Origin of the sequence: Microbispora sp. H11081 (assembly GCF_012999535.1) — a bacterium.
Taxonomy (GTDB): Bacteria; Actinomycetota; Actinomycetes; order Streptosporangiales; family Streptosporangiaceae; genus Microbispora.
The window spans coordinates 281651-294866 of sequence record NZ_JABBWV010000002.1 but is presented as its reverse complement, the minus strand read 5'-3'; the positions used below and the strand labels follow the sequence as shown (position 1 = coordinate 294866).

At 71.5% G+C, this 13216-nt stretch carries 11 protein-coding genes; 3 read left to right on the top strand and 8 right to left on the bottom strand.

Translation table 11 applies throughout. The features are described 5' to 3' along the window. The first annotated feature begins 173 nt into the window (after window positions 1–173). A complete protein-coding gene (locus HHX31_RS06510; protein ID WP_169946074.1) occupies window positions 174–647 on the top strand; it encodes a hypothetical protein in 474 nt (157 codons plus the stop codon). Here HHX31_RS06510 and HHX31_RS06505 read toward each other — a convergent pair whose 3' ends face one another. The 3 genes from HHX31_RS06505 to HHX31_RS06495 are packed head-to-tail and all read right to left on the bottom strand — an operon-like array spanning window position 648 to window position 2965. After that, a complete protein-coding gene (locus tag HHX31_RS06505) occupies window positions 648–1241 on the bottom strand; it encodes a hypothetical protein (RefSeq protein WP_169946072.1) in 594 nt (197 codons plus the stop codon). 54 nt (window positions 1242–1295) lie between these two features. Next, window positions 1296–2285 (bottom strand): Acg family FMN-binding oxidoreductase, encoded by a 990-nt coding sequence (locus tag HHX31_RS06500; protein WP_169946070.1) that lies wholly within the window; start codon window positions 2283–2285, stop codon window positions 1296–1298. A gap of 20 nt (window positions 2286–2305) precedes the next feature. Continuing rightward, window positions 2306–2965 (bottom strand): CBS domain-containing protein, encoded by a 660-nt coding sequence (locus HHX31_RS06495; RefSeq protein WP_169946068.1) that lies wholly within the window; start codon window positions 2963–2965, stop codon window positions 2306–2308. 219 nt (window positions 2966–3184) lie between these two features. On the opposite strand from HHX31_RS06495, the gene HHX31_RS06490 reads away from it, so the two are divergent. Continuing rightward, the gene (locus HHX31_RS06490) at window positions 3185–3886 is read left to right on the top strand and encodes a CBS domain-containing protein (RefSeq protein ID WP_169946066.1); all 702 of its coding nucleotides are present in this window, start codon (window positions 3185–3187) and stop codon (window positions 3884–3886) included. 26 nt (window positions 3887–3912) lie between these two features. On the opposite strand, the gene HHX31_RS06485 is transcribed toward HHX31_RS06490, so the two are convergent. After that, window positions 3913–5775, bottom strand: coding sequence for an HNH endonuclease signature motif containing protein (locus HHX31_RS06485; RefSeq protein WP_211589367.1), 1863 nt, complete (start codon window positions 5773–5775; stop codon window positions 3913–3915). A gap of 874 nt (window positions 5776–6649) precedes the next feature. On the opposite strand from HHX31_RS06485, the gene HHX31_RS06480 reads away from it, so the two are divergent. Next, window positions 6650–7465, top strand: a complete 816-nt coding sequence (locus tag HHX31_RS06480) for a PRC-barrel domain-containing protein (RefSeq protein ID WP_169946062.1) — start codon at window positions 6650–6652, stop codon at window positions 7463–7465. 76 nt (window positions 7466–7541) lie between these two features. Here the strand turns inward: HHX31_RS06480 and HHX31_RS06475 are convergent, their stop codons facing one another. The 4 genes from HHX31_RS06475 to HHX31_RS06460 form a co-directional block, all read right to left on the bottom strand. Next, a complete protein-coding gene (locus tag HHX31_RS06475) occupies window positions 7542–8072 on the bottom strand; it encodes an FxsA family protein (protein ID WP_169946060.1) in 531 nt (176 codons plus the stop codon). A 76-nt stretch (window positions 8073–8148) separates the two neighbouring features. Then, window positions 8149–8892, bottom strand: coding sequence for a polyprenol monophosphomannose synthase (locus HHX31_RS06470; RefSeq protein ID WP_169946058.1), 744 nt, complete (start codon window positions 8890–8892; stop codon window positions 8149–8151). After that, on the bottom strand, window positions 8892–10448 hold the full coding sequence (lnt, locus tag HHX31_RS06465; protein WP_311931623.1) for an apolipoprotein N-acyltransferase: 1557 nt from the start codon (window positions 10446–10448) through the stop codon (window positions 8892–8894). The genes HHX31_RS06470 and lnt overlap by 1 nt, the downstream gene beginning before the upstream one ends. A gap of 444 nt (window positions 10449–10892) precedes the next feature. Next, window positions 10893–13205 (bottom strand): DNA/RNA helicase domain-containing protein, encoded by a 2313-nt coding sequence (locus HHX31_RS06460; protein ID WP_169946056.1) that lies wholly within the window; start codon window positions 13203–13205, stop codon window positions 10893–10895. Window positions 13206–13216: the final 11 nt, after the last annotated feature.

The window sequence follows — 13216 nt, the reverse complement described above, 5'->3', positions numbered from 1 at the left end:
ACCGGCCCTCGGGACCTTCGGCCCGCACGGGGGAGGGTAATCATCCGTGCCGGAATTCCCCAGGACGCCGGCGCGGGCCAGGCGAGACGGGCATATACCCCTATGTCGCTTATATGCATGGTTGCATATCCACGGTTGAGTGGGCGGGTGGGTGCCAGGTGTCTCGTCACTGCGTGTCTCCTCATTGCGCGGACGTTCCCAGAACCGGTCTGGTCGCTACGGCGCGGCGGCTCGCGGTGGCCGCGGTCGTCGTCTCGCTGACAGGCCTCGCCGTCCCCGGGGCGGCGGACGCGGCGTCCGCGCCGCTGCGCCGCAAGCCCCACGCGGCCGTGGCCGCCGAGACGAAGGCCACGACGGCGAACGCGCGGGCGAAGGCACGAGCGAAGGCCCCGGCGAAGGCCCGGGTGAAGGCGAAGCCCAGGCCGGGCCCGCGTGGTCACCAGTCCGTCCGGGGCTCGCACACCAGTGCCAGACAGCACCACGCGGGCAACGGCCAGAACATCCAGAACCTCAACGGCGTCAACACGCCGTCGCTCCTGAGCGGCCCGCAGTCGACCACCGTCACGTCCGCGGGAAGCATCACCAGTCAGGGTGTGTACTGCGCCTCGGGCGGCCAGCCTTGTGAGATCTCCCAGAACATGAGGTGATCAGATGTGGTGGCGTCGCCACCTCCGGTCGGCCGCCGCCCAGGCCTCCTCCCACGCGCGGTAGCGCCCGCGGTCCAGCCGATGACGTCCCAGCGCGAAACCCGCCAAGGCCAGCACAACCGCCGCCGACATCACGCCGAAGGCGGCCAGCCCCGCCCTGGTCATCGTCTCGGCCCGCTGCGGCGGCGCCGTGACGGGCATGCCCGTGGCGTCGACCCACAGCCGCGCCTTCGCCGGGCCGTCCCGCAGGAGTAGGGCCGCCGGGACCATGCCCTCCCGGACCTCGCCGCCCGGCAGCGTCCACCGGGCCGCGCTCATCCCCAGCAGCCCGCGGCCGTTAGCCGGGACCGCGGCCACGTCCCCGACCAAGGTGGCCTCGACCAGTTGCCGCGCCCCCGGCCCCACCCGCTCGGCGCTCCCTCCGTCGTACACCGCACGGGCGGCCAGCGCGGCGGGCCACACGGCCAGCAGGACGGCGGTCAGCGCCGCCGCCAGGAGCGCCGCCTCGACCCGGTCGGAACGGCGTCGCAGCGGGTTGCGATCAGGCCGGTAGCGGCGTAAGCGCCTCACGACCCAGCGGGCGATCGGTCTCATGGGCACCTCCTGACGACCACACAGGAGGTCCCACTTCCCCGAGATCGGCCTACCTCACTCCATGACCTCCGAGGCGGCGCGGCGGACGCTCCCGCCCTCGTCGATGACGAACCCCAACCGCATGATCATCTGCGGCGACTCGCCGGAGCACACATGCGTGCAGATGAACTCACGCAACTCAGGCATCTCGAGTGCCTGGGTGTGGAAGGCGACGCTCAGCCCGTACGCGGAGGCGTGCAGCAGCATCCGCTGCAGCGCCTCGCCGGCACGCAGCCAGTCCTCCCTGTCGTCGCCGCCGGTGCTGAGCAGCGCCACGAGACCCGTCGACGCCGACAGCCGTTCGTCCGGCGCCTGCCCCCATTCGTGCCCGCGTGCGTAGTCCCGCTGCGCGAAATGCTGGGGATAGGTGCGCCGGGGATCGTTCGGATAGCCTCCCGGGGGCACCCCGTCGCGGCGCGAACTGCCGGGCGGCCTGGCCCAGCGCATGAGCTCCAGGACGAACTGCCGGTCCTCCGACTGCACGTCCTGGGCCGCGCCGGTGAGCGCGGCGAGCACGCGGGTGGCGGCCTCCGAGGTGATCGGCGTCAGCCGTCCGCCCTCGGGCTCCGCTTCCGCCACCAGCGCGTCCACCAGGCGGTCCGGCACCGGCAGGGCCGTGAACCCGGACCGGTGGGTACGGCGGCGCTCGATCTCGGCATGCAGCAGGCGGATGTGCTCGTCCGGCTCGTGCCCCGGCCGCACCCGTATCCTGGCCAGCAGCAGCGGACGCTCCGGGTCGGGGAAACGGCGCACCTCCGGCTCGTAGCCGAGCGCCTGCAACGTGACGCGCACGTTGAACAACGCGGCGCCGCAACTGATCGTCATCTGCCGGCCGGTGGGGTCGGAGACCCGCAGCTTCCTGTCAGGGTCGGCCCGCAGGCAGATCTCGTCGCCGGAGACGCCGAACGACCACGGCTGGGTGTTGTGGATCGAGGGCGCCCACAGAGCCGCCTCCACCGCGGCCTTCACCGCCTGTGCGATCCCCTCGGACGTACGACTGTTCACGGTCTCTCCCAGAGGTCCGGCTACAGCAACGGCGGGGCGATGAGCAGGTCGTCGACGAGGAAGGCGACATCGGCGTCCACCTCGATGACCCCCTCGACCCGGCGCACGGCGTGCAGCAGCGGCTTGACGTCCGACCTTCGCGGCACCTGGCCGCTGATCCGCACCACACCGCCGGAGGCGGTGATCCGCAGGTCGTCGGGGCCGAGGTTCATCTGGGCGGCGATCTCCTCGATCTCGGCCAGGATGTCCTCGACCGGGCGGACGAACACGCGCAGCAGGTCGCTCTGGTGCACGGTGCCCACGATGCGGCCGGTCATGGAGTCGATCACGGGCAGTTGCTTGATGCGGTTGCGGTGCATCAACCGGGCCGCGTCCCGCACCGACGTGCCACCGGTCACCGTGATCGCGGGGCGCGACATGATCTGGCCGGCCTTCGTGCCCGCCGCCTTGCGGTGCTCCTCACGCCTGCGGGGGCCGTCGAACACGCTCTCGCCCAGGTCGATCTCCTTCAGGAGGATGTCGTCCTCCGACACAACGCCCACCGGACGCCGGTCGGCGTCGATCACTGTGACCGCGCCCACCTTGAACCGTTGCATGGTGGCGACAAGGTCCGCGAACGACGCGTCCATCGGCACCGCGATGGCGACCCTGCCCATGACATCCTTCACCTTCGCCGTCATGACGACGCCTCCCATCTCCTCACCGCCAGCGTGCCTTGTCGCGTCCTGCCGGGTCAGCGGTGAAGGTCCTAACCACCTGGGACTTTCGGCCACCCGTCGGCCTCCCGTTCCTCCCATGGCGAAGGACCCCGGCAACAGGGCCGTCAGTCCCTTCGCGAGCGGCATCTTCGGCGGTGGGATGGGGAGTGGGAACGGCCACGGCCCGGGAAGGAGCCGATCATGCACATGAAGGTGCGAGACGTGATGACGAGCGAGGTCGCCTCCGTCAACGGCAGCACGCCGTTCAGGGACGTGGCCGAGGTGCTCATCGCGCACGAGGTCAGCGCGGTGCCCGTGGTCGACGGCGAGGGCCACGTCATCGGCGTGGTCTCGGAGGCCGACCTGCTACTCAAGGAAGAGTTCCGCGAGCAGTTCTACCGCGAGGGCTACCGGCCGCCGCTGCGCGCCCGTCTGCGTGAGGCCGTGGGACGCGGGGTCGCCAAGACCCAGGAGCGCGCCCGCGGCGTCACCGCCGCCGAGCTGATGTCCGCCCCCGCCGTCACCACCCGGCCCTACACGAGCGTGGTCAGTGCCGCGCGCCAGATGAGCCGGCACGGGGTCAAGCGCCTGCCCGTCGTCGACGACGAGGGCGTGCTCGTCGGCATCATCAGCCGCCACGACCTGCTCAAGGTCCTCTCCCGCGCGGACGCCGACATCGCCCGGGAGGTAAGAGAGGAGATCATCGGCAACTCGCTGTGGGCCGACCTGTCGGGCCTCGACGTGTCGGTGTCGGAAGGCGTCGTGACGCTCACCGGCTCCCTGGAGCGCCGCTCCCAGGCGCGGGTGCTCACTCGGATGGTCGAGCGGACAAACGGAGTGATCAAGGTCGTCGACCACCTGGAGTGGAAGGAAGACGACTCCGGCCCCTGGGAAGGCTCCTGATCACCGACCGGCCTGCCTACGAATGATCATGTCTGTGACCGCCACGCCCTCGTGCGGCCGTGGTAGGTGAAGGCCCAGCGGTCTTTGCCGGTCTGGTGTCGGGTGTAGCGGTGGGGGTTTTGGTAGCGGTCGCGGTTGTGGAACTGGCAGGCCGGGCCGAGGAGCTTGAGGTCGGTCAGGCCGCCGGTGCTCCAGTTGTCGGCGTGGTCGATCTGGCACAGGGTGGCGGGCAGGGGGCAGCCGTCGATCCAGCAGGTGGCGTAGCGGGCGAAGATCGCTCGCCGCTGGGCGGGGGTGGCGAGGCGGACTTTGCGGCCCATGTCGAGGACCTGGCCGTCGGCGTCCATGACGATCCGCATGAGGGTGGAGGTGCGGGCCAGCCGGTGCACGCTGGTGACCGGCAGCACCTGCCCGGTGATCAGCAACAACCCCGGCACCATCCCCAACCCCACACCCAGGCCTGCCCCCGGTGGCGCTTCCCATGACGCCCCCGATGCTGCTCCCGGCTCCGCTCCTGGTTGCGCCCCCGGTGTCTGCTCGCCGCGCGGGGTCTCACCGCTGCCCTGCTCACCGCTGCTCTGCTGACTGCTGCTGTGCGCATGCGGGACCTCCCGCGCAGGCCGGGGCCCGGCGTGGGCGTAATGGGCATGGGTATCCCCCGGAGGATCAGGTGAGCGCCACTCACTACACCGCGACGAGCGCGGCGAGTCCTGCTGCGGCTCCTCCTGCTTCGCCCAACCCAGCTGCGACGAGCGCCGCCAGTCGTGCTGTGCCTCACCCTGCCCCTGGTCGCTGTGCTCTTGGTCGCTCTGCTGTGGTTCCTGCCGCGACTCGCTCCGCTGCCCGGCCCTCGCCTGCGCGCGGCCGGTCACGTCACCGCCGGACTCCCCGTCACGCAGGCCGGCCGAGCCGCCAACTCCGCCAACCCCACTGCCAACCGTGCTGGCACCTGTGGTGTCGGTGCCGTCGGTGCCGTCAATCTCTTCGGCCCGCCGGGCGTCCCGGTCGCCCTCAGCCGCACCGGCATCCCTCGTGCCGTCGCCGCCGCTGTATTGGTTCTCCACAGTGTCTTCGGGGGTCCCGGCCCGCTCAGGGGCTTCGGCCGTCTCCGCCGCCGGGTCGGCTGCAGGGGCGGTGGTGGACTCGGGTTCGCAGTCGGTGGGGAGGGACTCGGCGTTCACCAGCACCAGAAGCTCGGTGGTGATCTGCTGTTCCAGCAGAGCGATGAACGCGTCCGCCTGACGCTCCGCCAGTGACCGGTCATCGCCCTCCGCCCGTGGCCGGGCGTAGGCATCCAGCAGCGCCCGCAACCGGGCCGCCGCCTCACGCGGCAGATAGAACTCCCCCTCCAGACCCCCGCCCTTGCCCGGGCGCACCCGCAACGACCGCCGCCCGTAATCAGCCCGCTCGTCGCACTCCTCGCCGTCGGGGTCCAGCACCGCCCGCAGATACCGCCCCGCCTTGGCCACCTCCGCCGCGCCCGCCCGCCCCGCCAACTCCACCAAGATCGGCTCGGCCAACCCCGCCTGCTCATCCGAGAGCCCGGCAACGGCGGCGCAGATCGCCTCCACCACCCCCGCCGCCAACCCTCCGGCGGCGAACATCTCCCGCACGGTGGACAGCCGCGCCAGCTCAATCCCCAGGGTGAGCAGGCGGCCCGCACCCCCGACCGTCATCCCCCCGGCCGTCCGCAACCAACTGCGGGTGGAGGCATGCCCATGCTGTCTGGCCTGCCCCGCCCGATGCACCCGCCCCACCCGCTCAGCCAGCGCACACGTGATCCGATCGCGGGCGAACAACAGATCCTCGGCCTCGGCCAGGCAGATCTCCGGTGTATCGGGGACCGGAGCCAACGCCAGCGCCTGCGCCGACTCCCGCAACGACCCCACCAGCACCCACGACGAACGAACCCGTCGACCCTCACCACCGGCACCCGCCGCAGCAGAACCAGCAGGACCCGTCTCACGACCACCGGCACCGGCATCGGCACCACTGGCGTTCGCCTCGGCAGAACCGGCGGCGGCAGCTGAATTCGGTCGCATTTGCCGTAGCAGGCAATTCCACCTTTGTTCGACCCGAGGGTCGCGGACAGACTCGCCGAGGATATTTACACGGCCGAGTCCCGAAATGTGTTCATCAGCGGTGGGCGCGCCTTCCGGTGACCAGAGACGCGAGCCGGCTGTGAGACGCTCCCACCATGTGCCATCCGGTGTTTTCGAACTGTCGGGGGGTTGGGGGTCGATTAGTGGCGAACCCATGACACCCCCTCCAGCTCAGTCGAATACCTGTATGAATTCTTCCAGCCTTCCCTCACCCAATTCAAGCGCGCAGCCGAATTGAATGGAGCCACAGGCGGTGGCGGCATTTTGGCTAAATAGGTTCTTATCCGGTCTCGCGAGGATCCCACAGGTCCCGGTGTGAGCCCTTGCCGACGGCGGCACACAGCCGACCGGACGCCCAGAGCCAAGAAGAAGCCCTCACCGCCGGCCCCAGCCGCCCCGCCGGAACATCAAAGCCCTCCAGAGCATCACGGCCCTCCAGAGCATCACAGGCCGCCGCGACGCCCAGTCCCCACCGGATCGCGAGGACGATTTCACCGCAGCGGCAGACGCCCAAGACGAGCGCCTTACCTGCGACGATGCCGGGGCCTCTATGGCATCTCACGCACCGCGGCCGCGGCGAATTTCCGAAGAAGTGGTTTTCGTTCTCCCATCGGCGGTAGCTCAGATAAGGACCGACCAAGCGAGAGACAAGGAGAAGCACGTGATCACTCACGAGCAGATCCCCATGGTGCTCGGCAACCCGGTCCACGACCCCAGCGGTGACAAGATCGGTGAGGTCGCGCAGGTCTTCCTGGACGACGCGACAGGGCGACCGAAGTGGGTCTGCGTCAAGACGGGACTTCTCCACACCAAGGAGACCTTCATCCCGCTGCACGACGCGACCCTGACGGCCGGTCATGTCGAGGTCCCGTACGCCAAGGATCACGTCAAGAAGACTCCCGAGGTGGAGCTGGACGCCGACGGGCACCTGTCCGCCGAGCAGGAGCGCGAGCTCTATCGTCACTACGACATGGGCTGGGACGCCTCCTGGGAACGCGCGAACCGGCCCGACAGCCTCACCGGCTGGGCCGACACCGGCGGACGGCGCGAGCGTGAACGCCTGGGCACCGGCGTCGACGACCCCGCGCGCCCCGGCGCTCCTGCGGACTACCCCGGCGACCCCGCGAACTACGCGGACTACGCCGTGACCCGCACCGGGGAGCGGTACGGCACCGACGACCCCGCGCTGGGCTCCAGGGACCGGCTGGACGCCGACATCCCCGGCACCCGGCCGGGTGAGCCGCTGGCGCCGCGCGAGCACGGCACCCCGGCCGACGAACTGTTCGACGGCGGCGATCCCTCGCGCACGACCAGCGAGCGGTACGGCACCGAGGACCCGGCTGCCCGGTCGCAGGAGCGGTTCGGCACCGGCGACCCGGTGACCGGGTCCGGCGACCGGTTCGTCAAGGACCCGGAGGCTCGTGAGCGGGCCATCCTCCGCCGCGACGTCCCGGACGAGGACGAGCCGCGCCTGTAGGCGGCGTCGAGTCCGTCACCAGCCCCGTCGCCCCGGCGTCCCTCCGCCGCCGGGACGACGGCGTGCCCGGCTCCGCTCAGTCGTCCTGGACGACTTCGCCGTGGACCACGCGGCCACGGCGGGTCCCCGTGGGCCCGCCGGCATCCGCACCACCACCGAAACCCGCACCCCGGGGATCCGCACCGCCGAATCCCGCGGTCCCGTCGAACATCGGCGCGTACGGCGAGCGGGCGGCGAGCGAGCGCACCCGGCGTCCGAGGAACCAGGACATCCAGCGGCGGGCGATCGGCCGGGTGAACGGCAAGATCATGAAGATCCCGAACACGTCGCTCAGGAAGCCGGGGGTCATCAGGAGCGCGGCGCCGGCCACGATCAGCGCGCCGTCGGCGAACTCCCTGTCGGGCACCCGCCCCGATTCCACGGCCGTGCGCAGCGAGGCCCAGGCCCGCCGTCCCTCCCGGCGCACCAGCCAGGCGCCGAGGATGCTGTCGGCGATGAGCAGGGCGACCGTCTCCCACCCGCCGATCACGTTTCCCACCCGGATCAGAAGCCAGATTTCCAGGATGGGAACCAGGAGGAACGCGAAGAACAGCCCGATCCGCACCATGTCTTGCCCCACTCACCCGGAACTCGTACGTTTGCGTCAACGTCTCCGCGGCCGCTCGGGTTCCTGAGGATCGCGCTTATCGCCGCGGGCGAAACCGGTCGGCGAGGCCCGTGACCCCCCAGACGGCCACGCGCCAGAACGCCTCGATGATGATCCTGCGGCTCATCTTGCTGCTGCCCACGGTGCGTTCGACGAACGTGATCGGCCTCTCCTGCACCCGCAGGCCCTGCCGTACGGTGCGCAGCGTGAGGTCCACCTGGAAGCAGTAGCCCTGCGACTCCACGTCGTCCAGCCCGATCTTCTCCAGCGTGGCCGCGCGGTAGGCGCGGAAGCCGGCGGTGGCGTCGCGGACCGGGATGCCGAGCACGAGCCGCACGTAGGTGTTGGCGCCCCGGGACAGCAGCTCACGCGAGACCGGCCAGTTGACCGTCCTGCCGCCGGGCACCCAGCGGGAGCCGATGGCGAGGTCGGCGCCCTGCGCCACCGCGTCGAGCAGCTTGTGCAGCTCCTCGGGCTGGTGGGACCCGTCGGCGTCCATCTCCACCAGCACGTCGTAGCCCTCGGCCAGGCCCCACCGGAACCCGGCGATGTAGGCCGCGCCCAGCCCTTGCTTGCTCGTGCGGTGCAGGACGTGGATGTGGTCGTCCGCCTCGGCGAGCTCGTCGGCGATCCTGCCGGTGCCGTCGGGGCTGTTGTCGTCCGCCACGAGCAGGTGGACATCGGGCAGCGCCTCACGGAGCCGCCGCGTGATCATCGGGAGGTTCTCCCGCTCGTTGTACGTGGGGACGATAACGAGCACCCGCTCCGGGGTCCGCTCCATCAGCTTTTCCTCCGCCCAGAGATGGCCGCCACCGTCGCTCCGGCCCCCATGAGTACCAGAGCCCACTCCGGCAGCGCACCTATCTCCGCCGCCACCGTGTTCTTCGTCCTGACGGGGACGTCCAGGACGTTCATCCCCGCCACCAGCTCGCCGGTACGCCATCCGATCCGGCCGTCCGGGCCGACGTACGCGGAGATTCCCGTGGTCGCCGCGGTGACCACCGCCCGGTTGAACTCCACCGCGCGCAGCTGCGACATCGCCAGCTGCTGCGGCGGCAGGTTGGTGAGCGCGTAGCTCGCGTTGTTGGTCTGCACGACCAGCGGGGTGCCGCCGGCCAGCACGGTCCCGCGCACCGTGTCGTCGAACGCCACCTCGTAGCACTCGACGGTGCCGACGGTCACCGGGCCCATCCTCAGCGCCCCCGGCCTGTCCCCGGGGACCGACTGGCGGCCGACCAGGTTGGCCCGCGACGACAGCGCCAGGAACAGGTCCTTCATGGGGGTGTACTCGCCGAAGGGCACGAGCCGCTGCTTGTCGTAGTACGCGCCGGGGCCCGTGACCGGGTCCCAGACCAGGCCGCGGGTGGCCCGGTGCTCGTCGCCGATCTTGACGACCGCGCCGACGAGGACCGGCACGCCGATGTCCTTGACGGCGGAGTCGATGACCTGCCGGGCGTACGCGCTGCTGTAGGGGTCGATGTCGGTCGAGTTCTCCGGCCACACCACGATGTCGGGCCGCGGGAGCTTTCCCGCGCGTACGGCCTCGGCCATCCGATGCGTCTCGTCGGCGTGGTTGCGCAGCACGACGGCCGGCTCGTCGCCGAGGAAGTACATCCCCCGCCCGGGGACGTTCCCCTGGATGACACCGATCCGCACTGTCCTGCCCTCGTCGCCGGGCCGGGGCACGATCAGCCCCAGCACTGGTACGGCTATCGCGGCGAGGACCGTTCCGGCAACCACCCGGTCGGCCCGCCACCTCGGGGGACGCCGTGTGACCAGCGAGGCGAGCAGCGTCCCCGTGAGGGCGACCGTGAAACTTACAAGTGGGGCGCCGCCCAGCGCGGCGAAGCCTGTGTACGGCGACTCGCCCTGGCTGAAGGCCAGCCGGGCCCAGGGAAAGCCCCCGACGGGAAACAGTCCCCTGGCCCATTCCTGTGCCACCCACAGGCAGGCCACCCACAGCGGCCACAGGCGCGACCGCATGACGAGGACGGCGAGGAAGGCCAGCGCCGCCCAGAAGAGGCTCTCGACGCCCGTGAGGGCCAGCCAGGCGTCGTCCCCGATGGGACGGACCCAGGCGAGTGTCGGCACGAGGAACGCCAGCCCTCCCGCGTACCCGATCCACGCGGCCCGGCGCGGCCTGACGCCGCGGATCGCGAGGGCGAGCAGCGCCACGCCCACCGGCGCGCATAACCACCAGCCGAGGGGCGGGAAGGCGAGATAGAGCACCAGGCCGCCCGCGACGGAGACGGCGAGGCGGATCAGGGTGAGCGGCACTCGCGGCCCGGTCGCCGCGGCGGGGGCCTGCTCAGCGTCCTGTGCCGACTTCAATGCCACCGGACAGTTACTCCTCGCGTTTTCGATGGGCCGCGTCCTGGTGCGGAAATCACCCAGGTCAGGGTCGCAGACGGCGGCGCGCGCCGCCAAACCGGCCCTCGGCAACTCTACGAGGAAATGAAGGGGGCCCGGGCGGCCCTTCGGACCGGTTCCGTCCCGTCGGCGGCGGGCGCGGAGCTCCGTTGTCTACTGGGTGCCCGGGCCCCTCCTGGGTCCAACCCCCCGGCCGGCTGAGGTGCCCCGCCTCGGCGGATCGCGGCCCTGCGCCTGGTGTGCTGACGGGATCACGCTCCGTCATCGACGCAGAGGCCAGCGTCGCCATAGAACGGCCAACCGGTCAGTCCCGTGCTGGACTGCGCAGCAAACTACCGACCTCAGCGCAGATGTCAACTGCGTCCCCATCAGGGGATATACCACGTTTCCGCAGGTGGGAGCGGTACCGTTTCAGCGCCGTTCCAAGCCGCTCAGGGCCTCGGGCAGATCACCGACGTGCACGACGCCGAGGCGGCTCGTGGCCCTGGTGAGGGCCACGTAGAGGTCGCTGGGCCCGCGCGGCGACTCGCTCAGGATCCGGCCGGGCTCGATCACGATCACCGAGTCGAACTCCAGCCCCTTGGCCTCGCCGACCGACAGCACCGCCACGGGCGCGTCCAGTGCCGCGGGGCCGGGCCCGGTGGCGGCGCCGGGCACGGCGGCCCCGACGATCCGCCCGATCTCCGCCGTCATCCGCGCGGGGGCGATGACCACGAGGCGGCCCCCCTCGACGACCTCGGCGGCGACCGCGGGGGCCGCCTCGGCCAGGGACGCGACCCGCAGGGCCCACGGCCGCTCACCGGTCTCCCGCACCGACTCCGGAGTCTTCAGGTCGGGGCCGACCAGTTCGAGCACGCGACCGGCGACCTCCATCAGCTCGGCGGGGGTGCGGTAGTTGACGCTGAGCCGCTCCTCGCGCCAGCGGCCCGCGACGTAGGGGTCGAGCACCCGCGCCCAGCTCGCCGCGCCCGCGGCCGACCCGGTCTGGGCGATGTCGCCGACGATGGTCATGGACCGGCTGGGGACGCGGCGCATGACGGTCCGCCAGTCCATCTCCGACAGCTCCTGGGCCTCGTCGACGATCACGTGCCCGAAGGCCCACGTGCGGTCCCTGGCGGCCCGCTCCGCGGTGGTGAGATAGGTCTCCTCGGCCTGCTGCCGGTCGGCGAAGCGCTCGGCGTCCATGATGTCGGCCAGGCCGGTCAGCTCAAGCACCTCGCGGGCGTAGGCGATGCGCTCCTCGCGCTCCTGCTCGGCCCGGCGGGCCGCCCGCAGCACGCCCTCGTCGATGTCCCCGAGCAGCTCGGCGGCCTCGTCGAGCAGCGGCACGTCGGCCGCGCTCCACCAGCTCCCCCCGGCCTTCTCCCCCGCTCTGGGCGGCTCGCGCAGCAGCAGGTCGCGTTCCCGCGCCCCCAGCCCCGCCGCGGCCATCCTGTCGCGGTCGGTGAACAGCCCGATCAGCAGCTGCTGCGGGGTCAGGTACGGCCACAGCCGGTTGAGCGCCACCCGCACCGGCTCCTCGGTGCGCAGCTCCTCGCGCAGGTCGGCGAAGTCGGCCTCGTCCAGCGAGCCGCGCCCCAGGTGCCTGGCCGCCTGCCGGGTGAGCACGGTCAGCAGGTGGCGTACGAACACGGCCCTGGCCTGGTTGTGCGGCCGGCGCGACCGGCCGGCCTTCGACCTCGCCGCCTCGAGCGTCTGCCGGTCGAGCCGCAGGGTGAACTTGTCGAGCCGGATCTCCACCGGCGTGCGCGGCATCCGCTGGCGCTCCCGTACGGCCCGCGCGATCACGTCGGCCATCTCGATCCGGCCCTTGACGGCGGCGGCCTCCGGCGGGTCCTCCCTGGTCGCGGTCAGGCCCGGGTACAGCTCGCCCACCGTGGACAGCAGCACGTCGGTCTCGCCGAGCGACGGCAGCACCTGCTCGATGTAGCGCGTGAAGGTCGGGTTGGGCCCGAGGATCAGCACGCCCCGGCGCTCCAGCCGCTCGCGGTAGGTGTACAGGAGGTAGGCCGCGCGGTGCAGGGCCACCACGGTCTTGCCGGTGCCCGGCCCGCCCTGGACGACGAGCACTCCGTTCAGGTCGCTTCTAATGATCTTGTCCTGCTCGGCCTGGATGGTCGCCACGATGTCGCGCATGCGGCCGGTGCGCTTCGCGCCGAGCGCGGCCAGCAGGGCCGCCTCCCCGTTCAGCGACGCCCTGTCGTCGTCGGTGAGGCCGTCGAGGTCGAGCAGGTCGTCGTCGACCCCGGTGACCTTGCGGCCCCGCGTGTGCAGGTGACGCCGCCGGGTGACGCCCATCGGGGCGGCCGGGGTCGCCCGGTAGAACGGCTGCGCGACCGGCGCCCGCCAGTCGATCAGCAGCCGGTGCTGGTCGTCGTCCGACAGGCCGATGCGGCCGATGTAGAGCCGCTCCCCCTCCGCCGCGCCCGCCGACTCGCTCTCCGGTCCGCCCTCCGGCCCGCTCTCGGACCTGCTCTCGGCGGCCAGGTCGAGCCGGCCGAAGCACAGCGCGTTCTCCACCGCCCACAGGCGGGCCAGGCGCTGGGCGTACATGCCGGCGAAGGAGTCGCGCTCCGAGCGGTTCTGGTGCGTCCCCGACGCCCCCTGGGCCAGCACGGCGTCGAGCTGCCCGCGCGTGCGTTCCCGCAGCACGTCGAGGCGCTCGTACAGCGCGGCGACGTACTTCTGCTCCCGGGCCAGCTCGCCCGTCGAAGACTGTGGCATAGGCCGACAGA

Bases quoted from the DNA above. Each gene is read 5' to 3' on its own strand.
- HHX31_RS06460 (WP_169946056.1), bottom strand. From the start codon at position 13,205: ATGCCACAGTCTTCGACGGGCGAGCTGGCCCGGGAGCAGAAGTACGTC.
- HHX31_RS06490 (WP_169946066.1), top strand. From the start codon at position 3,185: ATGCACATGAAGGTGCGAGACGTGATGACGAGCGAGGTCGCCTCCGTC.
- HHX31_RS06495 (WP_169946068.1), bottom strand. From the start codon at position 2,965: ATGACGGCGAAGGTGAAGGATGTCATGGGCAGGGTCGCCATCGCGGTG.
- HHX31_RS06470 (WP_169946058.1), bottom strand. From the start codon at position 8,892: ATGGAGCGGACCCCGGAGCGGGTGCTCGTTATCGTCCCCACGTACAAC.
- HHX31_RS06505 (WP_169946072.1), bottom strand. From the start codon at position 1,241: ATGAGACCGATCGCCCGCTGGGTCGTGAGGCGCTTACGCCGCTACCGG.
- HHX31_RS06475 (WP_169946060.1), bottom strand. From the start codon at position 8,072: ATGGTGCGGATCGGGCTGTTCTTCGCGTTCCTCCTGGTTCCCATCCTG.